At 73.0% G+C, this 24,498-nt stretch carries 21 protein-coding genes; 9 read left to right on the top strand and 12 right to left on the bottom strand.

Annotated elements, in window-relative coordinates; all coding sequences use genetic code 11:
• Positions 1 to 15: 15 nt before the first annotated feature.
• Both ACFPCY_RS17225 and ACFPCY_RS17220 read left to right on the top strand, forming a co-directional pair.
• Entirely contained in the window at positions 16 to 1,269 is a 1,254-nt protein-coding gene (locus tag ACFPCY_RS17225; RefSeq protein ID WP_378256250.1) for a sensor histidine kinase, read from the top strand.
• Positions 1,270 to 1,280: 11 nt separating this feature from the next.
• Positions 1,281 to 1,925 (top strand): LuxR C-terminal-related transcriptional regulator, encoded by a 645-nt coding sequence (locus tag ACFPCY_RS17220; protein WP_378256457.1) that lies wholly within the window; start codon positions 1,281 to 1,283, stop codon positions 1,923 to 1,925.
• Positions 1,926 to 1,965: 40 nt separating this feature from the next.
• Here the strand turns inward: ACFPCY_RS17220 and ACFPCY_RS17215 are convergent, their stop codons facing one another.
• A complete protein-coding gene (locus tag ACFPCY_RS17215) occupies positions 1,966 to 2,616 on the bottom strand; it encodes a DUF4232 domain-containing protein (RefSeq protein WP_378256249.1) in 651 nt (216 codons plus the stop codon).
• 137 nt (positions 2,617 to 2,753) lie between these two features.
• Between ACFPCY_RS17215 and ACFPCY_RS17210 the strand changes: the two genes are divergently transcribed.
• On the top strand, positions 2,754 to 3,791 hold the full coding sequence (locus ACFPCY_RS17210) for a hypothetical protein (protein WP_378256247.1): 1,038 nt from the start codon (positions 2,754 to 2,756) through the stop codon (positions 3,789 to 3,791).
• Here ACFPCY_RS17210 and ACFPCY_RS17205 read toward each other — a convergent pair.
• Complete coding sequence (locus ACFPCY_RS17205; protein WP_378256245.1) at positions 3,788 to 4,573, bottom strand: enoyl-CoA hydratase/isomerase family protein; 786 nt, start codon at positions 4,571 to 4,573, stop codon at positions 3,788 to 3,790. The genes ACFPCY_RS17210 and ACFPCY_RS17205 overlap by 4 nt on opposite strands.
• 479 nt (positions 4,574 to 5,052) lie before the next feature.
• Here ACFPCY_RS17205 and rho point away from each other — a divergent pair, with 479 nt between their 5' ends.
• Positions 5,053 to 6,351 carry a transcription termination factor Rho gene (rho, locus tag ACFPCY_RS17200; RefSeq protein WP_378256243.1) on the top strand — a complete coding sequence of 433 codons (1,299 nt, stop codon included), beginning with the start codon at positions 5,053 to 5,055 and terminating at the stop codon, positions 6,349 to 6,351.
• A gap of 76 nt (positions 6,352 to 6,427) precedes the next feature.
• On the opposite strand, the gene ACFPCY_RS17195 is transcribed toward rho, so the two are convergent.
• From ACFPCY_RS17195 to ACFPCY_RS17185, 3 genes are all read right to left on the bottom strand, one after another.
• Positions 6,428 to 7,909 carry a serine/threonine-protein kinase gene (locus ACFPCY_RS17195; RefSeq protein WP_378256241.1) on the bottom strand — a complete coding sequence of 494 codons (1,482 nt, stop codon included), beginning with the start codon at positions 7,907 to 7,909 and terminating at the stop codon, positions 6,428 to 6,430.
• 67 nt (positions 7,910 to 7,976) lie between these two features.
• Positions 7,977 to 9,020 (bottom strand): lysylphosphatidylglycerol synthase domain-containing protein, encoded by a 1,044-nt coding sequence (locus ACFPCY_RS17190; RefSeq protein ID WP_378256240.1) that lies wholly within the window; start codon positions 9,018 to 9,020, stop codon positions 7,977 to 7,979.
• A complete protein-coding gene (locus ACFPCY_RS17185; RefSeq protein WP_378256238.1) occupies positions 9,017 to 10,054 on the bottom strand; it encodes a PIG-L deacetylase family protein in 1,038 nt (345 codons plus the stop codon). The genes ACFPCY_RS17190 and ACFPCY_RS17185 overlap by 4 nt, the downstream gene beginning before the upstream one ends.
• A gap of 111 nt (positions 10,055 to 10,165) precedes the next feature.
• On the opposite strand from ACFPCY_RS17185, the gene ACFPCY_RS17180 reads away from it, so the two are divergent.
• The gene (locus ACFPCY_RS17180; RefSeq protein WP_378256237.1) at positions 10,166 to 11,389 is read left to right on the top strand and encodes a glycosyltransferase family 4 protein; all 1,224 of its coding nucleotides are present in this window, start codon (positions 10,166 to 10,168) and stop codon (positions 11,387 to 11,389) included.
• Here ACFPCY_RS17180 and ACFPCY_RS17175 read toward each other — a convergent pair.
• On the bottom strand, positions 11,347 to 12,933 hold the full coding sequence (locus ACFPCY_RS17175; protein WP_378256235.1) for an acyl-CoA synthetase: 1,587 nt from the start codon (positions 12,931 to 12,933) through the stop codon (positions 11,347 to 11,349). The two genes, ACFPCY_RS17180 and ACFPCY_RS17175, sit on opposite strands and share 43 nt — an antisense overlap.
• Positions 12,934 to 13,045: 112 nt before the next feature.
• On the bottom strand, positions 13,046 to 14,365 hold the full coding sequence (locus ACFPCY_RS17170; RefSeq protein WP_378256233.1) for an esterase-like activity of phytase family protein: 1,320 nt from the start codon (positions 14,363 to 14,365) through the stop codon (positions 13,046 to 13,048).
• Positions 14,366 to 14,569: 204 nt separating this feature from the next.
• Here ACFPCY_RS17170 and sigE point away from each other — a divergent pair, with 204 nt between their 5' ends.
• The gene (gene sigE / locus ACFPCY_RS17165) at positions 14,570 to 15,175 is read left to right on the top strand and encodes an RNA polymerase sigma factor SigE (protein WP_378256231.1); all 606 of its coding nucleotides are present in this window, start codon (positions 14,570 to 14,572) and stop codon (positions 15,173 to 15,175) included.
• Positions 15,176 to 15,270: 95 nt separating this feature from the next.
• On the opposite strand, the gene ACFPCY_RS17160 is transcribed toward sigE, so the two are convergent.
• Genes ACFPCY_RS17160 through ACFPCY_RS17150 form a run of 3 tightly spaced genes read right to left on the bottom strand, consistent with a single transcriptional unit; the run spans position 15,271 to position 18,653 of the window.
• Positions 15,271 to 16,128: a hypothetical protein gene (locus tag ACFPCY_RS17160; protein ID WP_378256229.1), complete on the bottom strand. Its 858-nt coding sequence runs from the start codon at positions 16,126 to 16,128 to the stop codon at positions 15,271 to 15,273.
• Between the two features lie 51 nt (positions 16,129 to 16,179).
• Complete coding sequence (locus ACFPCY_RS17155; protein ID WP_378256227.1) at positions 16,180 to 17,019, bottom strand: MaoC/PaaZ C-terminal domain-containing protein; 840 nt, start codon at positions 17,017 to 17,019, stop codon at positions 16,180 to 16,182.
• A gap of 11 nt (positions 17,020 to 17,030) precedes the next feature.
• The gene (locus tag ACFPCY_RS17150; RefSeq protein ID WP_378256225.1) at positions 17,031 to 18,653 is read right to left on the bottom strand and encodes an acyl-CoA synthetase; all 1,623 of its coding nucleotides are present in this window, start codon (positions 18,651 to 18,653) and stop codon (positions 17,031 to 17,033) included.
• Positions 18,654 to 18,762: 109 nt separating this feature from the next.
• Between ACFPCY_RS17150 and ACFPCY_RS17145 the strand changes: the two genes are divergently transcribed.
• Entirely contained in the window at positions 18,763 to 19,953 is a 1,191-nt protein-coding gene (locus ACFPCY_RS17145) for a lipid-transfer protein (protein ID WP_378256224.1), read from the top strand.
• A gap of 25 nt (positions 19,954 to 19,978) precedes the next feature.
• Here ACFPCY_RS17145 and ACFPCY_RS17140 read toward each other — a convergent pair whose 3' ends face one another.
• The gene (locus tag ACFPCY_RS17140) at positions 19,979 to 20,593 is read right to left on the bottom strand and encodes a TetR/AcrR family transcriptional regulator (protein WP_378256222.1); all 615 of its coding nucleotides are present in this window, start codon (positions 20,591 to 20,593) and stop codon (positions 19,979 to 19,981) included.
• Positions 20,594 to 20,728: 135 nt separating this feature from the next.
• On the opposite strand from ACFPCY_RS17140, the gene ACFPCY_RS17135 reads away from it, so the two are divergent.
• Positions 20,729 to 21,277, top strand: coding sequence for a YceI family protein (locus tag ACFPCY_RS17135; RefSeq protein ID WP_378256221.1), 549 nt, complete (start codon positions 20,729 to 20,731; stop codon positions 21,275 to 21,277).
• A gap of 67 nt (positions 21,278 to 21,344) precedes the next feature.
• On the opposite strand, the gene ACFPCY_RS17130 is transcribed toward ACFPCY_RS17135, so the two are convergent.
• Entirely contained in the window at positions 21,345 to 22,706 is a 1,362-nt protein-coding gene (locus ACFPCY_RS17130; RefSeq protein WP_378256219.1) for a HAMP domain-containing sensor histidine kinase, read from the bottom strand.
• Positions 22,707 to 22,908: 202 nt separating this feature from the next.
• On the opposite strand from ACFPCY_RS17130, the gene ACFPCY_RS17125 reads away from it, so the two are divergent.
• Positions 22,909 to 24,390: a glutamate-cysteine ligase family protein gene (locus ACFPCY_RS17125; RefSeq protein WP_378256217.1), complete on the top strand. Its 1,482-nt coding sequence runs from the start codon at positions 22,909 to 22,911 to the stop codon at positions 24,388 to 24,390.
• Positions 24,391 to 24,498: the final 108 nt, after the last annotated feature.

Here is a 24,498-nt window from a genome sequence, read left to right as displayed (position 1 = left end):
GGTCTGAGGAGCTGCTTGAGCCGGCACGCGAGCGTGCCCTGGCAGGGGCTGCGGCTGTGGCTGCTGTCGTTCCCGCTGCTGTTCGCTTCGATCCTCATGACCACGGCGTTCTCGCTGGTCGGGATCGGTCTCGGCATCCTGCTCGTGCCGCCCGCGGTGCTGCTGGTGCGCGGCCTGCTCGACACCTACCGCGGCCTGGTCTCCCGCTGGACGGGCCGGACGGTCGAGCGGCCCTACCTGCCCGTCCCCGAGGGCAACCCCGTGCAGCGGTTCATCGCGATCATCCAGGACCCGGCCACCTGGCGGGACGTCGCGTTCATGCTGGTGGACCCCGTCGTCTGCCTGTTCACCGGCGCCCTGTCGTTCTTCGCCGTGCTCTACGGGGTGTACGGGTGGCTGCTGGCCACCTTCCTCGGGCGGATCATCGTGTCCCACAGCGGGAACGAGTGGTACACCTTCATCCCGCTCCAGGGCAGCTTCTCCGACCACCCGGTCAACGCGGGGCTGATCGCCGGGCTCGCCACGGTGTACGCCCTGCTCGGCCTCTACTTCGGCCCGCGCCTGATGGACGTCTACGGCCGCTGGACGCAGAGCATGCTCGGCCCGACCGAGAAGTCCCGCCTGGCGCTGCGCGTCCGGCACCTCGCCGAGACCCGCGCGGACGCCGTGGACACCTCCGCCCGCGAGCTGCGCCGCATCGAGCGCGACCTGCACGACGGCGCGCAGGCCCGGCTCGTCGCGATGGGCATGAGCCTCGGCGCGATCGAGCACCTGCTGGACAAGGATCCCGACCGCGCGCGGACGCTGCTCGCCGAGACCCGCGCCTCGTCCGCCAAGGCCCTGTCGGAGCTGCGCGACCTCGTCCGCGGCATCCACCCGCCCGTGCTCGCGGACCGGGGCATCGGCGACGCGGTCAAGGCGCTCGCGCTGGACCACCCGCTGCCCGTCGAGGTCGCCGTGGACCTGCCCGGACGTCCCGACGCCCCGGTCGAGTCGGCCGCCTACTTCGCCGTCTCGGAGATCCTCACGAACGTCGCCAAGCACTCCGGCGCGCGGCACGCCTGGGTGGACGTCCGGTACGAGGCCGGGACGCTGCGGATCTCCGTCACCGACGACGGGAACGGCGGCGCGTCGATGTCCGGCGGTACCGGACTTCGCGGAATCGAGCGGCGGATCGGTACATTCGACGGGGTGCTCGCCCTCAGCTCACCTCCGGGCGGCCCGACCATCGTCACCATGGAGCTGCCCTGCGCGCTCCTCACCCCTTGACGGAGACACCGTTGCGCGTCGTGCTCGCCGAAGACCTCGCCCTGCTGCGCGAAGGGCTGGTCAGCCTGCTCCAGGCGCACGACTTCGAGATCGCGGCGGCCGTGGACAACGGCCCCTCGCTGCTCAAGGCGCTGATCGACCACCGTCCGGACGTGGCGGTGGTCGACGTGCGGCTGCCGCCGACCTTCACCGACGAGGGGCTCCAGGCCGCGCTCGAAGCGCGCCGGCAGGTGCCGGGCCTGCCCGTCCTGGTGCTGTCGCAGTACGTCGAGCAGCTCTACGCCCGCGAGCTGCTCGCGGACGGCTCGGGCGGCATCGGCTACCTGCTCAAGGACCGCGTGTTCGACGCCGGGCAGTTCGTGGACGCGGTGCGGCGGGTCGCGTCCGGCGGCACCGCGATGGACCCGGAGGTCGTCGCCCGGCTCGTCGCGCGCGGCCGGGACGACTCGCCGCTCGCCCGGCTCACCCCGCGCGAGCGCGAGGTGATGGAGCTGATGGCGCAGGGCCGCTCGAACGCGGCGATCGCGCAGCAGCTCGTCGTCACCGAGCGGGCGGTCACCAAGCACACCGCGAACATCTTCGCCAAGCTCGACCTCGCCGTCTCCGACGACGACAACCGGCGCGTCCTGGCGGTGCTCGCCTACCTGAACAGCTGATCCGCCCGGACGGTCCGCCTGGCCAACCCGCCCGTGGTGGTCAGTGGCGGAAGTTCACCCCGTTCATGGCCGGCTGGATCGTCCCGGCGGTGAACGAGTCGGGGCAGAGCGGGATCGGAGCGCGCCGGCCCGGCGTGCGCACGTCGATCCAGCCGCCGCGCAGCCGGACGCCGAAGCCGCCGATCGAGGGGCAGCCGTCCGTCGCGTCGTACTTCACGCCCTCGAAGGCCGACGTGCCGGGCTTCAGGGTGATCGTCGAGCCCTCGCCCGGCATCTCGGCGCGGGTGGTGCGCAGCTCGGTGAACTTCCCGCCCGCGCCCTTGCCGAACGTGGCCCATCCGGCGGCGAGCGTGCACGGCTTCGCCGACCGGTTGGTGAGGATCAGCGTCGCGAACACGTGCCCCCGCCCGCTCCACGGCTGCCGCTGGAACTCGGCCCCCAGCGCCGCCGACTCGCAGTGCGCGGCGGTGCCGCCGCGCTCGCCCTCCTTGACGTGCGTGGGCGCCGTCTCCGGCCCCGCCTTGCCGGGCGTCGCCGCGCCGGTCGACGCGCCGGGCGACGCCGTCACGTCCGACGACGCGCCGGACGCCTTGCTGCCCGCCTTGGTGTCCCCGCACCCGGCGAGGGCCACGGCCACGGCCGCCACTCCCCCGACCAGCGTGACGCTCTTGCGAACGGTACGTGGCTTCATGGCGAACACCCTGCCAAAGCCGGTGCCCCGCCACAACCACGCCACAGGCGTCACTCGCGCCACCCGGCGCATCCGGGGTGTTCAGGACGCGGACCGTCAATTAACGTGCTCCGCAACACGGCCCGTGGGAGCGCGCGATGACGATCACGGTGGTCCTGTCCCTGCTCTGCCTGGCCATCGCCGGCCGGGAGCTGTACCTGGCGTTCGACCGCCGCCGGACCGGCGTCGAGCCGCAGATCGCCGACATGCGCACCCAGATCGCCGCGCTCAAGGACGCCGGGGACGAGGTCGCGCGGCTGCGCGCCGACCACGGCGAGCGGCTGGACTCCCTCGCCCTGGAGCAGCTCCGCACCACCGGCACGGTCGCCGACCTGGACGAGCGCGCCCGCGCCCTGAACCGCCGCGTGGACGACCGGATCGCGCCCGAGCTCGCCGCGCTGCGCCGCCACCTGGTGGCCCGCCTCGACCAGGCCGTGGCCGCCTCGCTCGGCGCGGACCCGGTGGACACGGTCGCGGGCGCCCTCCGCGGCGACGCCGCCGCGCTGGCCCCCGCCTACGAGCGCTTCGTCACCCGCTACGGGATGCGCGTCGAGCTGACCGACGAGCGGAACGGGATCGTCCGGCACTACCTGTCGGGCCGCAGTCCGCGCGGTCTGGAACGGGACTTCATCGACCTGCTGCGCATCCTGCGCGCCGACATCGCGACCGGCCCGGCGTCCAGGCACCTCACCGCGACGCGTCCAGAACCGGTCCCGGACACCCGGCCCGAGACCGCGCCGCCTCGGGACGCCCGGCCCGAGACCGCGCCGCCTCCGGACGCCCACCCCGCCCCGGCCCCGCACGTCCGGGCCGAAGACGCGGAGGAAGCCGAGAAGGCGACCCGGCCGGAAGGGGCGCGGGAACCGTCGGAGCCGGCGCGGGTCGCGGACGGCGGCGACGTCGCGGCGGCCCGGCGGCTGCTCTCCGCCCTCCGGGACGTCGGGCCGGGAGGCGCGCAGGTCGGGCCGCTGGTGCTCGTCCGGACGCCGAACGCGCTGCTCTGCGGGGTGCTGCCGCTGGCCGAGCTGCGCACGGCCGACGCCGACCCGCTCGCCGATCCGGCCTCCTGGACCGAGCGGCTGCGCCGCCTCCCGCCCGGACGGTTCTGCGACGCGACCGCCACGACCGCGCTCTAGGCCCGGCCCGTCCAGGTGAAGTCGGGGCGGCGGCGTTCCAGGAAGGCCGCGACGCCCTCGGAGACGTCGCCGCCCGCCACGACCTCGTCCAGCCAGGAGCGGACGAGGTCGTCCACCGGGCGGTCGGCGGCGATGGCGTCCACGATGTCCTTGGTCGCGCACTGCGTGAGCAGCGAGCGCGTGGCGAGCGTGGCGGTGAACTCCGCGACCCGCTCGCGCACCGTCCCCGCCGGGACGGTCTCGTTCAGCAGCCCGATCCGCAGCGCGTGCGCGGCGTCCACGAGGTCGGCCGAGTAGAGCAGGTACTTGGCGGCGGACGGCCCGACCAGCCGGACCAGCCGCGTCGTCGCCGAGGCCGGGTACACGATGCCGAGCTTGGCCGGGGTGATCCCGAAGCGCGCGTCCTCGGCGGCGAACCGCAGGTCGCAGGCCGCCGCGAGCTGGCAGCCGCCGCCCACGCAGAAGCCCTCGATCGCGGCGACGGTCGGCTTCGGGAACGCCGCCAGCGCCTCCTCGGCGAGCGTGGACAGGTGGCCCTTGTCGTGCCGGTTGATGTCGGCGAGCTCCGAGATGTCCGCGCCCGCGCAGAAGTCACCGCCCGCGCCGGTCAGCACCAGCACCCGCACGGACGGGTCGGCGGCCAGCCCGTCCAGCAGGACGGGCAGCTCGCGCCACATCTCGGCGGACATCGCGTTGCGCTTGGCCGGCCGGTCGATCGTGATCGTGCCCACGCCGTCCGCGACCGCGCAGCGCAGCCCGTCCCGCCCCTCGCCCGAGGTCATCCCCGCCCCTTCCGCCCGTACGCGACGCCATCGTACGTAAACCCCCTGAAGCGCCCGGACGGCGAGGGTGGCCGACGGCCCCGGGGCCGCGGTGGCCGTGGGTGTCGGAGGCCCGTGGCCGCGGGTGTCGGAGGCCCGTGGTCGCGGGTGTCGGTGGCGCGTGGGAACCTCGTCCTCGCCCGCGCACGCCGGGCCGGGACGGGATACGGGGGAGGGGTGGGAATGCGCGCAGCGGGGAATGTGCTGTACTGTCAAATCAACGCCTCCGGTCCGTGACCGGCGAGATCCGAGCCGGGGAGGCGCGTTCGTTCCCCGCCCCGGGCCTCTGAGCGCCCGGTGACAGCCCGCGCGGCCACGTGCCGCCCGCAGCCTTCCAGGGAGCCGACTCTTCCGTCCCGCACGCCGGGCCGATCGCCTGATTCCCTCATTCGTTCCTCTCGACCACGCGCCGCCAGGGGCGGCCGTCTGAAGGGACCCGCATGACCACTACCACCACGGCAGAACACGCCACCGTGCCCACGCAGGCCGATCGGCGTCGCCGCACCCGGGCCAGGACGACCCCGGCCCGCACCCCCGCCCGCACCGCCGACGGCGCGGACGCCACCGCACCCGCCACCGCACCGGCCACGGCCCAGACCGCGCCGTCGAACGGCCAGGCCGAGGCCCAGGCGCTGCCCGTCGTGCCGTTCCACGGCATCCTGACCCTCCAGGACAACCGCGCGTTCGTCCGCACCTCGGGCTACCTGCCCGGCCCGGACGACGTGCACCTCACCCAGGCGCAGGTCCGCGACGCGCACCTGCGGCCCGGCGACATCGTCGTCGGCACCGCCCGCCCGCCCCGGTCGGGCCGGGAGAAGTACGCGGCCCTGGCGTCCGTCGAGACGGTCAACGGGCTGTCCCCCGAGGCCGCCGCCGACCGGCCGAAGTTCGGGACGCTCACGCCGCTGTTCCCGGACGAGCGGCTCCGCCTCGACACCGGGGCCATGGCGACCCGCGTGATCGACCTGGTGTCGCCGATCGGCAAGGGCCAGCGCGGCCTGATCGTCGCGCCGCCGAAGGTCGGCAAGACCATGATCCTCAAGGCGCTGGCCAACGCGATCGCGGCCAACAACCCCGAGTGCCACCTGATGATCGTGCTGATCGACGAGCGGCCGGAGGAGGTCACCGACTTCCAGCGCTCGGTCGGCGGCGAGGTCGTGCACTCCACCTTCGACCGTCCGGCCGAGGAGCACATCGCGCTCGCCGAGCTCGCCGTCGAGCGGGCCAAGCGCCTGGTCGAGCAGGGCCACGACGTGGTCATGCTGCTCGACTCGATCACCCGGCTCGGCCGGGTCTACAACCTCGCGGCCCCGTCCAGCAGCCGGATCCTCGCCGGCGGCGTCGCGACGACCGCGCTGTACCCGCCGAAGAAGTTCTTCGGCGCGGCCCGCAACATCGAGAACGGCGGGTCGCTGACGATCCTCGCCACCGCGCTCGTCGAGACCGGCTCGCGGATGGACGAGGTGTTCTTCGAGGAGTTCAAGGGCACCGGCAACATGGAGCTCAAGCTCGACCGGGGCCTCGCCGACCGCCGCGTCTTCCCGGCCGTGGACGTCGAGGCGTCCAGCACCCGCCGCGAGGACCTGCTCATGTCCCCCGAGGAGCTGGAGCTCAACTGGAAGCTCCGCCGCGCGATGTCCGGCATGGACAAGCAGCAGGCGATCGAGCTCCTGCTGGAGCGGATGAAGGGCACCACCTCGAACGCCGAGTTCCTGCTCCGCATGCAGCAGGCCCTCTGACCGTCCCCGTCGCGGACGGACCCACCGGCCGGCCCGAGCGGCTGGTCCGAGCGGCTGGTCCGAGCGGCTGGGCGTCCTAGTCGCCGGTGGAGGGTTCCGGGTCGAACGACCGCAGGACGCGGTCGTAGAGGCGTTCTCCGGGCGTCCACCGCGAAGCGCGGGTGTAGAAGGAGAATTCGTATCCGGCGACGCGGCTGCGCAGGCCGCGCGATCCGCCGTTCCCGTTGCCGTTGCCGTTGCCGTTGCCGTTCCCGTTCCAGGTGAATTCCCACTCCGCCGCGTCCCGCGCGAGATCCGGCGCGGCTTCGAGCCGCAGCCTGCGGTAGCCGGGATAGGTCCTGGCGGCGGTGGCCCGCCTCTCGTCGGCGCGCAGGCCGGTGAGCGGGTCCCCGGGAGCGCGCACGATGGTCAGGCCCTCGTCCCCGGACGGGTCGTTCCAGGAGACGCCGTCGTGGACGCGGTGTTCGCGCCACGCCGCGGGCACCTCGACGCTGAACGCGCCGTCCGCGTGGAAGACGGTCGTCTGCCCGGCCGCCCCGGGGGACGGCTGCATCACCGACGAGGCGCTCTTGCTGACCGAGTTCCACCGCGCCGACCAGGCCCCGAGCGCCGCCACCGCGGCCAGCGCGCAGCCCAGGCCGAGCAGCGCCCCGGCCCGCGGCCGTCGCGACGCGGGCATGCGCGCGGCGGCGCGACGCTCCGGGCCGCGCGTCTCCGCGCCGTCCGGCAGTGTGCGCAGGGCGCGGCGCAGCAGCCTGTCCGCGGCCTCGGGTGACAGGCGGTCGTCCGGGTCCTCGCGGAGCAGCCCGATGATCACGGGGTTGAGCTCGGGCGAGGCGCGCGGGGCCGCGTACTCCCCGAGCAGCACCGCGATCATGGACGCGAGCGCGTGCCCGCGCGAGAACGGCGAGCGCCCCTCGACCGCCGCGTACAGGGTCGCGCCGAGCGACCACAGGTCGGACGCCGTGACGCTGGGCTGCCCGCGCACCCGCTCGGGCGGCAGGTAGGCGGGCGATCCCTCGATCCCGGAGACGAGCGTGTCCTCCAGTTCCCGCCCGCCGTCGGTGTGGACGGCGAGCCCGAAGTCGGTGAGCAGCACCCGCCCGTCGTCGCAGAGCAGGACGTTGGACGGCTTGACGTCGCGGTGCAGGATCCCGGCGTTGTGCGCGGTGCGCAGCACCGACAGCAGCGCGAGACCGACCCCGGCGGCGCGGACTGGCCGGAGCGGGCCGTCCTCGGAGAGCACCTGCTGGAGCGAGCGCGCCTTCAGGTACTCCATGATGATCCAGGGGCGGCCGTCCTCCATCACGATGTCGAAGACCTGGACGACGCCGGGGTGCCGGAGCGCCGCGGTCGCGCGGGCCTCCTCGACCATCCGGCGGCACGCCAGCCGCCGCTCGCCGACCGTGAGCCGGTCCGGCAGGCGGACCTCCTTGACGGCCACGTCCCGGTCCAGCATCTCGTCGTGCGCCCGCCAGACCGTGCCCATCCCGCCGCGTCCCACCACCGAAAGCAGGCGATACCGGCGCGCGAGCAGCATCACCCCTTCTCCCCCCATGAGGTGGTTATCGGTCGTCCGCGCTCAAGGCATGTTCCACGACCGGTAACGATTCGCTCACAACGAGTCATTTGCGGACCAGCACCCGGTGCTCGGCGACGGGACCCGGAACCGCGGGCCGACGGCGCATCAGCCAGGCCAGCCAGCCCGCGCCGCCCGTCGGGATCTCCACCGCGTAGGTGTAGAAGGAGTACAGGATCGTCGCCGCGGCGGCCGGTCCGGCGGGGACGCCGAAATGGACGAGCAGCGCGGCCGTGCCGGTCTCGCTGATCCCCGCGCCGCTCGGCGTGACGACGGCGGTGGTGAGCATCCGGTTGATCGCGAACACGGCGACCACCTCGGCGGCCTGCACGTGCGCGCCGACCGCGAGCAGGCACACGTACAGCAGCGCGGCCTGGAGGAGCAGGTAGGCGGTCATGCCGGCGGTGAGGCCGCGCCAGCCGGTGCGCAGCACGTCCACGGTCCTGTCCCGGACCGACGACAGCGCGCCGTCGCTCCTGAGCAGCCGGCGCCCGGCGCGTCCGGGCAGGCGGAGGGCGAGCGCGCGCAGCCTCCGGTCCACGGCGCGGGCCGCGCCCGGCGAGCGCAGCGCGAGCGCGAGCATCGCGACGATCCCGAGCAGGACGGCGGCGGCGAACAGCGCCATGGCGGCCGTCCGGCGGTCCGGAAGCTCGCCCGCGACCAGCAGCGCGACGATCCCGACGGCGGGCAGCAGCAGCCGCGACAGCACGTTCCACACGCCCGTGACCAGCGCGGACGCCGTGATCGAGGCGTTGCGGTGCCCCCAGCCCCGCGCCATCGCGAAGGTCATCGCGACGCCCGCCGCGCCGCCGAACGGGAGCAGGTTGCTGACCGCGCTGCCGACCGCGTTGAGCAGGAACCCCTGCCAGTTGGTCAGGCCGGGCAGCGACGCGGTGAGCACGAAGGTGTAGGCCCAGAGGCCCGCGAGCCACAGGACGGTGAGCCCCGCCAGCTCCCAGGGGGCGAGCCGGGACAGCTCGCGACCGATCTCCGCCCAGTTCACGCCGACCAGGTACGGCAGCGCGACGAGCAGGGCGAGCGCGCCCGCCAGCGACAGCGCCGACAGGACGATCCGGGCCCGGCCGCTCAAAGCCCCGCCGAATCCGCGACCACCGCCGGCCCGTCCGGCATGGGGTCCTGATCACCGGATCGGCGCGGCCATGTTCCGCCGTCCGGCGCGGAATCATGGTCCCCGGATCGGCGCGGCCATGTTCCGCCGTCCGGCGCGGGATCGTGATCAGCGGATGGGCGCGGCCACGCCTCAAGCGGATGCCGCAGGACGGTCCCGCGCGGCACGTCGCGCCGGACGTACCACTCGGTGCCGAGTACCCGGCGGAACAGCGGCCCCGGCAGCCGCAGCAGCGCGGCGAGCGTCCGGACGGAGTCGCCGCCGGTGGTCTGGGTCGCGTGCGCCGCCATCGCGGCCCGCTTGGCGGCGGCGAACCTCCCCACCGGCACCCGGTGCGTGATCTCCGCCCCCGGCGTGTAGGCGTTCTCGAAGGACGCCACGTCCACCGGTTTCGGCAGCAGCCGGCAGCGCGCGAGGCCGCGTAGGACGCGCAGCAGCAGATCCCTGTCCACGGTCGCCTCAAGGACGACGGGCGTCCCGGCCATCCTCGCCGCCTCCGTCCCCACCCGGTGCACCTGGACGTGGTCGGGATGTCCATATCCGCCCACAGGGTCGTAAACCACCAGCAGGTCGGCGGCCTCCTGGCGCAGCAGCTCGGCCAGTTCGGCGGCGGCGACCGCCACGTGCGCCCGCGCGAAACCGCCCGGCGCGTCCCCGTCGAGGCCCGAGTCCTCGTACCCGAGCAGGACGACCCGCTCGCACCCCAGTGCGCGGGCCGACGCGTGTAACTCGGCCGTCCGCACGATGCCGAGCCGCGCCCGGCGGATCTCGCCCCCTCCGGCCTCCCGTCCCGCGACCGCGCCCTCCGCGACCGCGCCCTCCGCGACCGCGCCCTCCGCGACCGCGCCCTCCGCGGCGGTGAGGCCGCGCTCGCCCGCCGTGGCGACGACCAGGACCACGCGGTGGCCCTCGGCCGCCAGGCGGGCCATCGCGCCCGCCGTCAGGAGCGCCTCGTCGTCCGGATGGGCATGGAAGAAGACGCAGGTTCGTCGCACGGGAACTAGATTCCCGGACGGCGTGAAGAACGGGCCCGGTCCGGGTCAAGGCTCGCCCATCCCCCGCGCGGTCGGGCGTGTCGCCGCACCCCCCGACCGCACGGTCGTGGGGTGCGGATTCTCCACGTCAGCGACTGTTTCCCGCCCCGGCTCGGCGGCATCGAGGTGCAGGTGGACGAGCTGGCCCGGGCGCAGCTCGCCACCGGCCACGACGTCGTCGTCGCCACCGCCACCCCCGGCCCGCGCCACCCGGACGCGGAAACGCGAACGAACGCGGGATCATGCGCGGGAGCGGAAACAGGCGCGGGAGCGGGCGCGGAGGGGGACGGCGGGCCGCCGTTCCCGGTGGTCCGGCTGGTCGCGCCGCTGCCCTGGGAGCTGCCGGTCGGCCGGTCGCTCGCGCCGCTGCTGGGGGAGCTGAAACCGGACGTCGTCCACGTGCACGCGGGCGCGGTCTCGCCGTTCGCGTGGCGCGCCGTCCACAGCCTGGGGACGGCGGGGACGCCGGTCGTGCTGACCGTCCACAGCATGTGGGGGCCGCTGAGCCGGAGCGTCTACCGGGCGCTCGTCCCGGGCTGGGCGCGCCGCCACGGCGGCGGGCTGGTGGTGACGACGGTGAGCGAGGCGGCGGCGCGGCCGATCCGCGCGGTCGTGGACGGGCGGCTCCCGGTCCGGGTCGTCTCGAACGGCATCGACCTGTCCCGCTGGCACGCCGAGGCTCCGTCCGGCGCGTCCGGGAAGACGCCCGGAAAGCCCGGGTTCCAGCATGAGCCGGACGGAACGCCCCACGTCGTCGCGGTCGGACGGCTAGCCCCGCGCAAGGAGCCGGTCAACCTGCTGCGCGTCCTGCGGGAGGCGGCGTCGGCGGTGCCGCTGCACGCGACCGTCGTCGGTGAGGGCCCGGCGCGGCGGCGCATGGAGCGGTACCTGCGGCGGCACGGCATGACCGGATGGGTCCGCCTGACCGGACGCCTCGACCGCTCCGAGGTGCGGACCGTCCTGGAGACGGCGGACGTGTTCCTCGCCCCCGCCGCCCGCGAGTCGTTCGGGCTCGCGGCGCTGGAGGCGCGGCTGGCGGGCGTGCCGGTCGTCGCGCAGGCGGGCGGCGGCGTCGCCGACTTCGTCACCTCCGGCCGGGAGGGGCTGCTCGGCGGGACGACGCGCGAGCTGGCGGCGGCGCTGGCGCGGCTCGCGTCCGACCCCGCGATGCGGGGCCGGATCGCGGCGCACAACCGCGCCACCTCGCCCGTCCGGTGCTCGTGGCCGGCCGTCCTCGCGGCGTTCGACTCCTGCTACGAGGCGGCGTCGGAGAAGACCGACCTCGCCCACTTGTAGTCGGACTTGCCGACCGCCGTGCGCTGCACCTCGTCGACGAGCCGCACCTCGCGCGGCAGCTTGTACCCGGCGAGCCGGTCGCGGCAGTGCGCGGTCAGCTCCTCCAGCGTCGGGGCCGTGCCGGGACGCGGCGCGACGACGGCCGCGACGCGCTGCCCGAACCGCTCGTCGGGCAGGCCGACCACGACGACGTCGTAGACGTCCGGGTGGTCCTTGAGGGCGACCTCGACCTCCTCGGGGTACACCTTCTCGCCGCCCGTGTTGATCATCAGCGAGCCGCGCCCGAGCAGCACGATCGTGCCGTCCTCCTCCAGCGAGGCGAAGTCGCCGGGCACCGACCAGCGGACGCCGTCGGCGTCGGTGAAGAAGGTGGACGCGGTCTTCTTCGGGTCGTTGTAGTAGCCGAGCGGGATGTGCCCGGACCGGGCGAGCTTCCCGATCTCGCCGGGCCGGACGGGCTTCAGGTCGTCGTCGAGGACGGTGATCCCCGGCTTCATCATGAACCGGGCCGTGCCCTCCTTGCCGCCCACGGACGGCCCGCACGCGCCGGTCTCGGACGCGCCGTAGTTGTCCAGGAAGATCACGTTCGGCAGGTGGACCTTCAGCTCGTCCTTGGCGCCCTCGGTGAGCGGCGCGCCGCCGGACGCGATCGCGAACAGCGACGAGACGTCGTGGTCGCCGGACGCCAGCTCCTTGGCGACCGGCCGCGCCATCACGTCACCGACGATCATCAGCACGTTCGCCTGCTCCTCGGCGAGCAGCCGCAGCGCCTTGGCCGGGTCGAACGCGTGGTCGGTGTAGAGGACGACCTTCGCCCCGCTGAACAGGCCCATGAACGCGACCCACTGGCCCGCGCCGTGCATCACCGGCGCGCAGTCGAGCACCGCCATCGGCGGCTGCTCGGCGTTGGCGGCGAGCGCCTCCGGGCTGGTCACGGGGTCGCCGAGGACGTTCCCGCCGCCGAGCGCGCCGAAGAAGATGTCCTCGCAGCGCCACTCGACGCCCTTGGGGTAGCCGGTCGTCCCGCCGGTGTACATGATGTACCGGTCGTCATTGGACCGCTCCGGGAAGTCGTCGTCGCCGGTGACCTCGCCGAGCGCCTTCTCGTACTCGACCGCGCCGGGGATCTCGGCGTCCGAGCCGTCCTCCAGGACGACCACGTGCCGGAGCCGGGGCAGGTCGCCCCGGACGTCCTGGACCTTCGCCAGCAGCGACCGCTCGCCGACCAGCGCGACCGAGTCGGAGTCCGACAGCACGTGGTGCAGCTCGGCGGACACGTACCGGTAGTTCACCGGGATCGGCACGGCGCGGATCTTGAAGATGCCGAGCATGGTCTCCAGCCACTCGGCCCGGTTGTAGGCGAGGATCGCGACGTGCTCGCCGGGCCGCACGCCGGCGGCGGCCAGGTGGTGCCCCACCCGGCTCGCCCGCTCGTTCAGCTCGGCGTACGTTCGGCGCTGGTCACCCGCGACGAGGGCCGGTCTGTCCGGGCCCGCCTCGGCCAGGATCTCCAGCAGGTCCGCCAGGTTGTAGCTCCGCGCCATGGCCACACGTCCTCGGTTCGGGGTGGGTACCGGGTGAGACCGATCTTTTACCGGCACCCGGCGCGCACTCAATACCTTTGGACGGTACGTCCAATGAGATGGGTCACATCCCTCAGAATCGGATAAACGTCAAGGTCGTGCGGACTCCACTGTCGACAAGACGTCCGTCCGGGCCGAACGTGCCCAGCCCGAAGTCGTTGTCGTTCACGACCGCGAGCGTGCGCCGTCCCGCGAGCGCGACGCCCTCGATCTTGCCCGGCAGGCCCGGGACGCTCGCCAGGTCCACCGCGAGGCTCTTCGGCAGCGCGGTCACGCCCGCCGGGATCTCCGCGGACGCCTCGAACGACGGCGTGGTGGCCGCGTCGTCCCAGCGGGAGCCGAGGATGTCCGTCGCCTTGCGGACGTCCACCGAGTACAGGCGGGCCACGCGGTCGGTGCGCTCGTCGACCAGGATCCGGCCGTCCGGGAGGGCGGTCAGCGCGGAGATCTTCATCTCCGACTGCTTGCCGCAGCTCTCGGCGTCGAACGCGCAGACGTCCTCGAAGCGGTAGGCGAACTCGCCGGTGACCTCGTCCTTGCGCAGGTCGAACCGGAGGATCCGCCCGTTGCGGGACGACTTGTACGCCTTCTTGTCCGGGTTCGACAGCGGGCTCTGCACGGCCGCGTACAGGTACCGGCCGTCCGGGCTGATCGACAGGCCCTCGAACCCGCGGTTGTAGGTGCGCTTGTTGAGGATCGCCGGGAGGTTCGCCTTGATCGGCGAGTGCGACCCCTGCCCCGGCCAGCCCTGCGGCACGTACCGCTTGATCACGCGGCCGTGCCGGTCCAGGTGCAGCAGCGACGGTCCGTACTCCTCGGCGACCCAGAACCCGCCGTCGCGCGTGCGCACGAGCCCTTCGGAGTCGATGCCGTCCGGGTTGAAGGACAGCTCGGTCTTGCCGTCGATCGAGTAAGGCGCGTCCTCGCGGCCGGGCACGTTCGGCAGACCCGTGACCGGACGTCCGTCCCGCGCCCGGATCGGCAGCGCCTTCACGATCTTCAAGGTGCCCTGGTGCGCCCTGACCTTGACGATCGTCGGGTCGAACGTCGGGACCGGGAAGGTCGTGCGGTCCTCGCCGTCCACGGTGGCCGTGCCGTTCGGGCCCCGGTCGGTGATCGCCCAGAACTCGTCGGACGGCGCGCCCGGCTCGTGGTAGAGGTCGCTGCCGATGCCGCCGAGCGCGACGCCGTGGTCGTCGGCGATGCTGTGCGGCAGCAGCCGGTTCTGGAACTGCGCCAGCGGGATCCGCGGCAGCGTGGCGCTCCGCGCCCCGGGACGGTGCGTCCTTCCAGCGGACGCGTCGCGCGTCTGGGCGGACGCGACGGCGGGGAAGGCGATGACGGCGGCGAGCGCGGCGAGGCCCGCTCGGTAAAACGATGAGCGATCGGTCACAGCGGGACGTTAGGGGCGCCGGGTGTCGGCCAGGTGATCGGCGGGTGAATCCCCAGGTGGGGCCGGGTCCGCGGCGCCGCGCCCCACGCGTCACGCGAGCGCGCCGGAAACCCTGGTCACAACTGGCCGCAGTGTTCTTACACCGCTCTTATCCGCGGCCGGGCATGCTGACCCGTAACGATTACGTATCGGACGGGGGTAGCGGTGAGCGCAGGCGCAGTGGCGTGGACGCCTCCGACGTGGGAGGAGATCGTCGACCAGCACTCGACCAGGGTGTTCCGGTTGGCGTACCGGCTGACCGGGAACCGGCACGACGCCGAGGACCTCACCCAGGACGTGTTCGTCCGGGTGTTCCGGTCATTGTCGTCCTACACGCCGGGCACGTTCGAGGGCTGGCTCCACCGCATCACCACCAACCTGTTCCTCGACCGCGCGCGCCGCAAGCAGCGGATCCGCTTCGACGCGCTCGCCGAGGACGCCGACGAGCGCCTCGAAGGACGCGAGGTCTCGCCCGCGCAGTCCTACGACGACCGGCATCTCGACGCCGACATCCAGGCCGCGCTCGACTCGCTCGCGCCCGAGTACCGGGCCGCCGTCGTGCTCTGCGACATCGAGGGCCTCACCTACGAGGAGATCGCGGCCTCGCTCGGGGTCAAGCTCGGGACGGTCCGCAGCCGCATCCACCGTGGCCGCGCCCAGCTCCGCGTCGCCCTGGAGCACCGCCGCCCGGCGTCCTCGGCGCCTGCGTCCGCCCCGGCACCGGCACCGGCGCCCGCGCCGTCGCCGGAGTGCGTGACCACCGCGCCCTAGCGGTACCCAAGAACTTGAGCCGTGCGGAGCAGCGTCCCGCACGGCTCAAAACTTGCCCGGCCCGGCCCGTGTGCCCAGTGCGCCCCGGCCCGCCGCTACCGGCCGGGCTCGGTGAGATCGACGCCGTCCAGGTCGAGGCCGAAGCGTCCGGCGAAGTCGACGACGGCCCGCGCGGTGCGGCCCACGACGGTGACGCCCTCCATGTCGCCGTGCATGTCGTAGACCAGCACGTCCGGGCCGCCGTGGACGATCGCGTCCTGCTGGAGCTCGTACCAGGGCTCGAACCCGAACGCCGGCAGCTCGGCCCGGACGCGGGTGAGCAGCGCCTCCATGTCGTCCACGTCGTGGTCGTAGAAGTGGACCGACCGGCCGAGCTCGTGCGGCAGGCGCTGGACGGCCAGTTGCAGGAAGAACTCCGAGATCGACCGGGCCTGGAGCGCCCATTCGTCCTCGTCGAGGCTGACCAGCACGCGCGGGTCCGGCTCGTGCGCCTCGGCGGCCGGGTAGCCCCACTCGTTGCAGTACTGGTTCTCGGCCATGAAGACGCAGACGCGGCGGTCCGCGCCGGGCGGGATCAGGTCCGAGTCCTCCGGGACGGCGTTCGCGACGCCGTAGCCGGACGGGTCGGGCCGCACGGTCGGCGGGTATTCGGGGTTCGTCTCGTAGATGCGGGCGTCGAACGCGAACGAGTTGAACGGCAGTTCCCACCACTCGTCCAGGGCGGCGGGGATGGGCAGCGTGAGATCGACGCCCTCGAACTCGTCCGCCTCCGGCCCGTGCATGAGGGCGCGGACGTACGCCTTGTGCCCGCTCTCCGACCAGCGGTCCCAGCGCTCCGCGTCCGGCCGGACGGTGTACCCCCACGCGTCGTGGAACTCGCGCAGCGCGTCCCAGCGGGACGCCGCCCGGTGCCACCGTCCGGCGAACTCCCCGAAATCCACAATGTCCGTCACGCCGGGCATCGTAGGGGGACGGTCCGGCGACCGTCCCCCGAACGCGGGCGATCAGCCGATCTCGGCCAGCCCGTCCTTGATCACGACGTCGCCGGAGCTGGACGCCGTCTCGAACGCGTACGCGCCGTCGCCCCGGTCGTAGATCCGCGTCGTGACGTCCTGGCCGGGCAGGACGGGCTTGGAGAACCGGACCGCGAGCCGCTTCAGCCGGACCGGGTCGCCGCCCGCCACCGACTCGATCACCGCGCGGGACGTGAACGCCATCGTGCACAGGCCGTGCGCGATGATCCCGGGCAGGCCCGCGCTCTTCGCGAACTCCTCGTCCAGGTGGATCGGCATCGGGTCGCCGGACGCCTTGGAGTACCGGAAGGTCTGGTCGTCGTCCACGTGCTGGGTGACCTCGGCGACCGGCCCGGCGTCCCGCAGCTCCTCGGGGAAGCCGTGCGCGGGCGCCTGCTCGCCGACCGTCTCCCCCGCCTGGAAGCCGCGGAAGAACGACACCATCCACTGCTCGTTCACCAGGTCGCCGCCGTCCGTGCGGGTCTCCAGCTTCAGCGACACCGTCGTCCCGGACTTCTTCGACGAGTAGCCGGTGACCTTCGCCCGCGAGACCAGCTTCATGCCCGGCTCGATCGGCCGGTGGAACACCATGTCCTGCTCGCCGTGCACGACGAACGGGATCAGGCTGTCCGGCACGACCTTGAACAGCGGGTCGATCATGCCCTGGAACACCGGCACGATCGCGAACACCGGCGGGGCCAGCTCGCCCGAGGTGTAGCGCGGGTTGGCGTCGTTGGTCGCGGCGGCGTACTCGATCGTCCGGTCGCGCTCCACGGCGAACTCGAAGGGCTCGCTCCAGACGCCCAGGTTGTCCTTGTTCATCTCGGTCATGAGGGGGTTCCTTACTCGTAGAGGCCCTTGGCCCAGCGGTAGTCGGCCTTGCCCGCGGGCGAGCGTCGCACCTCGTCCACGATCCTGACCTCGCGGGGCGCCTTGTATCCGGCGAGCTTCCGCCGGGTGTGCGCGATCAGCTCCTCGGCGGAGACGGACGCATCAACCCCGCCGCTCCCGCCGGACGCATCGGGCGCGAGCGACACGGCGGCGACGACGCGAGAGCCGAGCAGCTCGTCCGGCACGCCGACGACCAGCGCGTCGTACACGGCCGGGTGGGTCTTCAGCGCCGCCTCGACCTCCTCGACGAACACCTTCTCGCCGCCGGTGTTGATCACCAGGGAGCCGCGGCCGAGCATGACGATCGCGCCGTCCGCGTCCACCCGGGCCATGTCGCCCTGGAGCGCCCAGCGCACGCCGTCCGCGTCGGTGACGAACGTCCGGCGCGTCTTCTCCTCGTCGTTCCAGTAGCCGAGCGGGATGTGCCCGCGGCGCGCGAGCTGGCCGATCTCGTCGCTGCCCGGCGGGACGGGCCGCAGCGCGTGGTCGAGGACGGCCGTGTCGCTCCCCCGCGGCATGAAGCGCGGGTGCCCGTCGGCGGACGGCTCGACCGCCTGCCCGGACGCGCCGGTCTCCGACCCGCCGAAGGCGTCCAGCACCATGAGCAGCGTCGGGATCAGCTCGTGCAGCCGCGCCTTGACGTCCGGGGAGGTCGCCGCGCCGCCGGTCGCGATCACGAGCAGCGCGGACAGGTCGTACTCGCCGGGCCGCGCCTCCAGCTCGGCGATGAGCGGCCGGGCCATGACGTCGCCGACCGCGAGCAGCGAGACCGCCTTCTCCCGCGCAGCGATCGTCAGCACCTGCCGGGCGTCGAAGCTGCGGCCCGTCCACAGGACGAGCGTGGACCCGGACGTCAGCGCGACCCAGGCCACCCACATGCCCGCGCCGTGCATCAGCGGCGCGCAGACCATCGTGGTGAGGCCGCCGTCCAGCACCTTCGTGGAGAGCGTCTCGGGCGTCGGGATCGGGTCGCCGATGAGGTTCCCGCCCCACATGGCCGCCATGAAGATGTCCACGTGCCGCCACATCACGCCCTTCGGCATGCCGGTGGTGCCGCCCGTGTAGAGCAGGTAGAGGTCGTCCTCGGAGCGCTCGCCGAAGTCGTTGCCCGGATCCCGGGCCGCGAGGGCGGTCTCGTACTCGACGGCGTCGGGGACGGCGTCGTCCGAGCCGTCCTCGATGACGATCACGTGCCGGAGGTCGGCCAGCTTGCCGCGCGCCTCGCCGAGCCGGGCCAGCAGCGACCGCTCGCCGACGAGCGCGACCGAGTTCGAGTCGCCGACGACGTAGGCCAGCTCGCCGGCGGTGTAGCGGTAGTTCACGTTCACCGGGACGGCGCGCAGCTTGTACGCGCCGATCTGCGCCTCCAGCCACTCGGCGCGGTTGTAGGCGAGCACCGAGACCGTGTCGCCGGGCCCGACGCCCTGCGCGGCGAGGTGGTGGGCGAACCGGTTGGCGCGCTCGTCCAGCTCCCGGTAGGTCAGCCGCCGGTCGCCCGCGACGATCGCGGGCTTGTCCGGCACCGCGGCCGCGACGATCTCGAACAGGTCGGCCAGGTTGAAGCTGCGAGACATCCGTCCTCCGGAGGTGGTGCCGCGAACCGGTCCGGGTAGAAAACATACAAGCTTGACTGTTTCTAAGACAGGGCCTAGCGTCCGACCGACCCGAGGAGAGGCGGCCATCGTGACCAACAGGACCTTCGTCGTGGGCGTCGGCATGACCAAGTTCGAGAAGCCGGGCAGCCGCGAATGGGACTACCCCGACATGGCCCGCGAGTCCGGGACCAAGGCCCTCCAGGACGCCGGAATCTCCTACGACCTCATCGAGCAGGCGTACGTCGGCTACGTGTACGGCGAGTCCACCTCGGGCCAGCGCGCCGTCTACGAGCTGGGCATCACCGGCATCCCGGTCGTGAACGTCAACAACAACTGCTCGACCGGCTCGACCGCGCTGTTCCTCGCCCGCCAGGCCGTGAAGTCCGGCACGGTGGACTGCGCCCTCGCCCTCGGCTTCGAGAAGATGCAGAAGGGCTCGCTCGGCACCACCTACGAGGACCGCGAGCAGCCCATGCTCAACCATCTCAAGGAGCTGTTCCCGCTGTTCGAGTGGGGTGGCGAGCCCATCGCGCCGTACATGTTCGGCGCGGCCGGACGCGAGCACATGCGCAAGTACGGCACGACCGCCGACCAGTTCGCGCGCATCGGGTGGAAGAACCACAAGCACTCGGTGAACAACCCGTACGCCCAGTTCCAGGACGAGTACTCGCTCGACGACATCAAGGCCGCCCGCGTCGTCTACGAGCCCCTCACCAAGCTCCAGTGCTCCCCCACGTCCGACGGCTCGGGCGCGGCGGTCATCGCGTCCGAGCGCTTCGTGGACGAGCACGACCTGTGGGACCGCGCCGTCGAGATCGCCGGCCAGTCCATGGTCACCGACACCCGCGCCACCTTCGACGCCAAGTCCGCCATCAAGATCATCGGCGCCGAGATGTCCGAGCTCGCCGCGCGCCGCGCCTACGACGAGGCGGGCCTGGACGCCGCGGACGTCCAGGTCGTCGAGCTGCACGACTGCTTCAGCACCAACGAGCTGATCACCTACGAGGCGCTCGGCCTCGCCGCCGAGGGCGAGGGCGGCAAGCTCGTGGACAGCGGCGACAACACCTACGGCGGACGCTGGGTCGTCAACCCGTCCGGCGGCCTGATCTCCAAGGGGCACCCCCTCGGCGCGACGGGCCTCGCCCAGTGCTCCGAGCTCACCTGGCAGCTCCGCGGCACCGCGGGCGCCCGCCAGGTGGACGGCGCGACCGCCGCCCTCCAGCACAACATCGGCCTCGGCGGCGCCGCCGTGGTCACCGTCTACAAGCAGCCCCGCTAGCGGCCCGCCTCGCGCTCCCCGGCGTTCAGGGGGCGGTGAGGCGGAGCAGGCGGGACTTGGAGCGGAGCCAGCGGGCTTCGAGGCGGTCCGGGGTCGTCGGGTGGACGAAGTTGAGGAGGCAGAGGCCGCGGATGGTCTCCAGGGCGACGTAGAGGTTGCCGCGGATCTCCGGGTCGTCCACCTGGTCGCCGAAGACGGCGCGGCTGATGTCGAGGATGCCCGCGGTGATGAGGCGCTCGAACTCGGCGACGTGTTCGCGCAGGTCGGGGTCCGTGCGGGCGGCGACCCACAGTTCCATGGACGCCTCGAACAGCGGGCCCTGGAAGGCGCGCCAGAGCAGGTCGAGGGCGTCGCCGAGGGGGTCGGCGGAGGCGCGGAGGCGGTCGAGGTCCTCGGCGAGGAAGCGGTCGGCGCGCTTGCGGGCCAGGTGCTCGACGGCGGCGAGGACCAGGTCGTTCTTGGTCGGGAAGTGGTGCACCTGCGCGCCGCGTGAGACGCCGGCGCGCTCGACGACGCGGGTCGTGGTGGTGCCGTGGTAGCCGTACTCGACCAGGCAGGCGACGGTCGCGTCCAGCAGGGCCGCGCGGGTGGCCGCGGTGCGTTCCTCCTGGGTGCGGCGGGGGCGTACGGAAGGCGGCATGCCCGCAGCCTACCGAAGAAACATACAGGTAGTCCGGTATGTATGAGCGGCTTGACACTCCTTGAAGTCTCAACTAATCTCCGTGGAGTCCGTTCGTTGAAGATTCAAGAACAACCCCGTAGTGGAGAGCACGCCATGACCCTCGCCGCCACCGAGCTCGGCCTCACCGCCGGCACCTGGAACATCGACCCCGCGCACTCCGAGGTCACCTTCGCGATCCGGCACCTCATGACCAAGGTACGCGGGTCGTTCACCGACTTCTCCGGCGCCGTCGAGATCGCCGACGACGTCGCCGCGTCCACCGCGACCGCGGAGATCAAGCTCGCCTCGATCGACACCCGCAACGCCGACCGCGACGCGCACGTCCGCGCCGCCGACGTGCTGGACGTCGAGAACCACCCGACCATGACCTTCGCCACCACCGGCGTCCGCGCCGACGGCGGCGACTACAAGGTGGACGGCACGCTGACGATCAAGAACGTCACCAAGCCGGTCACCCTGGACGTCGAGTTCCACGGCGTCGGCGCCGACCCGTGGGGCGGCACCCGCGCCGGCTTCTCCGCCACCGCGACCATCAACCGCAAGGACTGGGGCATCGAGTTCAACGTCCCGCTCGGCGGCGACAAGGCCCTGCTGGGCGACAAGGTCGAGATCACCCTGGAGATCCAGGCCGTCAAGGCCTGAGACCGGGCTTTCGCCTGAGACCGAGTGTCCGCTGAAGGGACCGCCCGCGACTGCGCGGGCGGTCCCTTCACGCGTTCAGGGGCAGGTGCAGGACGAAGCGGGCGCCCCGGACGGAGTCCTCGACGGTCAGCGAGCCGCCGTGCGCGTGGGCGATCTCGCGGGCGATGGCGAGGCCGAGCCCGGTGCCGCCGGCGTGCCGGCTGCGCGCGCTGTCCAGCCGGGTGAAGCGCTCGAAGACGCGCTCGCGGTCGTCCGGCGCGATGCCCGGGCCGTCGTCCTGGACGGTCAGCACCGCCGTCCCGCCGGACGAGCTGACCGAGACCGCGACCGAGCCGTCCGCGTACCGCTCGGCGTTGTCGAGCAGGTTCCCGAGCAGCCGGACGAACTGCATCCGCACGCCGCGCACTCGCACGCCGGGGGCCAGGTCGGCGACCAGGCGTGGCGCGCCGTCCGGGCGCGGGACGGCGGCGCGGCGGTCGATCTCGCGGCGGGCGAGCTCGCCGAGCTCGACGTCCTCGCGGGCCGCGTTGCCGGTGCCGATGCGGGCGAGGAGCAGCAGGTCGGTGACGATGTGCTCCAGCCGGTCGGTGTCGCGCAGCGCCGACTCGACCACGGCCTTCAGGTCGGTGTCCTCGGGATGCATCGAGGCGTCCTCGAGGTTCGCGCGCAGCCCGGCGATCGGGGTGCGCAGCTCGTGCGAGGCGTCCGAGGCGAACTGGCGCTGCCGGTTCACCGCGCGTTCCAGCCGGTCGAGCGTCTGGTTCGCGGTCGCGGCGAGCTCGGCGATCTCGTCCTCGCCGGGCGGCTGCGGCACCCGCCGGGACAGGTCGCTGCCGCTGATCTCGGCGAGCTGGGCGCGGATCATCTCCACCGGGCGCAGCGTCCGGCCGACGACCCGCCAGGTGACCCACGCCACCAGCGCCGACAGGGCGAGCACGGCGAGCGCGAGCAGCGCCTCCAAAGCGCCGTTCACCAGGATCGGCGGCATCCGGGTCGCGGCGTAGACCACCACCGAGTCGGGCGCGGTCGTGACGCGGATCGCCTCGATCGTCGAGCAGTGCCGTCCGAACCCGTGCCCCTCGCACGCCACGTAGTCGCGGACGCGCTCGTCGCGCGGCGGCCAGTAGCCGCTGATCCGCCGGTGCCGCGCGGCGGCGGGCGTGGTGTCGAGCATGTTGCCGCCCGGCCCGACGACCTGGATGAGCACCCGGCCGCCGGTGTCGTCCGGGATGGGCGAGGCGAGCGAGCCGTCCCGGATGGCGGCGCTGGTGCGGCGCGCGGACTGCGCGGTGTCCTGGACGAGCGCCGACCGCACCGTCCCCCGGACGCCGAGGTCCACCCCGGACGCGATGCCGCCGAAGACCACGGCCGCCAGCACCGCGGCGACCAGCGTGTCCCGCGCCCTGATCGACCGTGGCCGCAACCGCATCGTGCCCCTCCTCGCCATCCTTCACAGCGTGTCACGGCGGCGCGCGCACGCGCTCTCGCCTCAGGGCCACCACGGCACGTCGGCGCGCGGTGACCGTGCGGAGCGTGATTATCGGCGCGCCCGTAACCCGCGTCCTGGTTTCCCGAGTCCAGAACTGGACATTTCGCCTCTGGAGACCATATCCGCGGCAGAAGGCGAGGACATGGGACGGGACGTTTCCGCCGCGACCATCAGCGGTATGGACCGGCGCAGGTACCGGGAGAAGGTGCGGCGCGACCTCGACGTGCTCGCGCGGATGCTGGGCGAGTCGCAGTTCGAGTTCGAGCGCCCGCACATCGGGCTGGAGATCGAGCTCAACCTGATCGACGCGGCCGGTGATCCGCTGATGCGCAACGCCGACGTGCTGAAGGCCATCGCCGATCCGGCCTGGGCCACCGAACTCGGCCAGTTCAACCTGGAGATCAACATCCCGCCGCGCGAGCTCGGCGGCGAGAACACCCACGAACTGGAGGTGGAGGTCCGCGACCATCTGACCCACGCCGACGCGCACGCGCGCGAGGTCGACGCCCGGCTGGTCATGATCGGCATCCTGCCGACGCTGCGCCGCGCCGACATCGGCGAGGAGGCCCTGTCCAGCAACAACCGCTACAAGCTGCTCAACGACGAGATCTTCGCGGCGCGCGGCGAGGAGATCCGGATCGACATCGACGGCCCGGAACCGCTGTGCATGCACACCGACACCATCACCCCCGAGGCCGCCTGCACGAGCGTCCAGTTCCACATCCAGGTCAGCCCCGAGCGCTTCGGCGCGCACTGGAACGCCGCGCAGGCGATCGCCGGACCGCAGGTCGCGCTCGCCGCGAACGCGCCGTTCCTGTTCGGGCACCGGCTGTGGCACGAGACCCGGATCCCCCTGTTCGAGCAGGCCACCGACACCCGGCCCGAGGAGCTGAAGGCGCAGGGCGTCCGGCCCCGGGTGTGGTTCGGCGAGCGCTGGATCACCTCGGTGTTCGACCTGTTCGAGGAGAACACCCGCTACTTCCCCGCGCTGCTCCCGATCTGCGAGGAGGAGGACCCCGAGGCCGTGCTCGACGGCGGCGGCACCCCCGAGCTGCCCGAGCTCAGCCTGCACAACGGCACGGTCTACCGCTGGAACCGGCCGATCTACGCGGTCGTGAACGGCCGCCCGCACCTGCGGGTGGAGAACCGCGTGCTGCCGGCCGGGCCGACCGTCGCCGACACCGTCGCCAACGGCGCGTTCTACTACGGGCTGCTACGCGTCCTCGCCGAGGAGGAACGTCCGGTCTGGTCGCGGATGTCGTTCGCGACCGCGCGGGAGAACCTCCTCCGCGCGGCCAAGGACGGCATCCACGCGCGGCTCTACTGGCCGGGCCTGGGCGAGCTGCCCGCGTCCGAGCTGGTGCTGCACCGGCTGCTGCCGCTCGCGCACGAGGGCCTGGACCGCTGGGGCGTCGACCCGTCCCGCCGGGACCGGCTGCTCGGCATCATCGAGGGCCGCTGCCTCTCCGGACGCACCGGAGCTGACTGGCAGATCGAGACGGTCGGCGCCGTCGAGGACCGGATCGGCCCGCGCCGTCCGGACGCGCTGCGCGCGATGGTGCGCTCCTACGTGGAGAACATGAACACGAACGAGCCCGTCCACACCTGGCCGGTCGGCCCGTGACGGGATCGGCCCGTGACGCGGTCGGCCCGTGACGGGATCGGCCGTGACGCGGTCGGAACGTGACGGGATCGGGTTCCGGCCTCGTCGCGGACGCGGGTTCCGGTCGGT

Source organism: Actinomadura gamaensis (genome assembly GCF_042652125.1).
GTDB classification, from domain to species: Bacteria; Actinomycetota; Actinomycetes; order Streptosporangiales; family Streptosporangiaceae; genus Spirillospora; species Spirillospora gamaensis.
Note: the sequence above shows the minus strand (reverse complement) of the source record. Positions and strands in the feature narration are given on the sequence as shown.

Coding starts and splice junctions, on each gene's coding strand:
- ACFPCY_RS17215 (WP_378256249.1), bottom strand. CDS start 2,616: ATGAAGCCACGTACCGTTCGCAAGAGCGTCACGCTGGTCGGGGGAGTG.
- ACFPCY_RS17210 (WP_378256247.1), top strand. CDS start 2,754: ATGACGATCACGGTGGTCCTGTCCCTGCTCTGCCTGGCCATCGCCGGC.
- ACFPCY_RS17205 (WP_378256245.1), bottom strand. CDS start 4,573: ATGACCTCGGGCGAGGGGCGGGACGGGCTGCGCTGCGCGGTCGCGGAC.
- rho (WP_378256243.1), top strand. CDS start 5,053: ATGACCACTACCACCACGGCAGAACACGCCACCGTGCCCACGCAGGCC.
- ACFPCY_RS17195 (WP_378256241.1), bottom strand. CDS start 7,909: ATGGGGGGAGAAGGGGTGATGCTGCTCGCGCGCCGGTATCGCCTGCTT.
- ACFPCY_RS17175 (WP_378256235.1), bottom strand. CDS start 12,933: ATGGCGCGGAGCTACAACCTGGCGGACCTGCTGGAGATCCTGGCCGAG.
- ACFPCY_RS17155 (WP_378256227.1), bottom strand. CDS start 17,019: ATGACCGAGATGAACAAGGACAACCTGGGCGTCTGGAGCGAGCCCTTC.
- ACFPCY_RS17150 (WP_378256225.1), bottom strand. CDS start 18,653: ATGTCTCGCAGCTTCAACCTGGCCGACCTGTTCGAGATCGTCGCGGCC.
- ACFPCY_RS17140 (WP_378256222.1), bottom strand. CDS start 20,593: ATGCCGCCTTCCGTACGCCCCCGCCGCACCCAGGAGGAACGCACCGCG.
- ACFPCY_RS17135 (WP_378256221.1), top strand. CDS start 20,729: ATGACCCTCGCCGCCACCGAGCTCGGCCTCACCGCCGGCACCTGGAAC.
- ACFPCY_RS17130 (WP_378256219.1), bottom strand. CDS start 22,706: ATGCGGTTGCGGCCACGGTCGATCAGGGCGCGGGACACGCTGGTCGCC.
- ACFPCY_RS17125 (WP_378256217.1), top strand. CDS start 22,909: ATGGGACGGGACGTTTCCGCCGCGACCATCAGCGGTATGGACCGGCGC.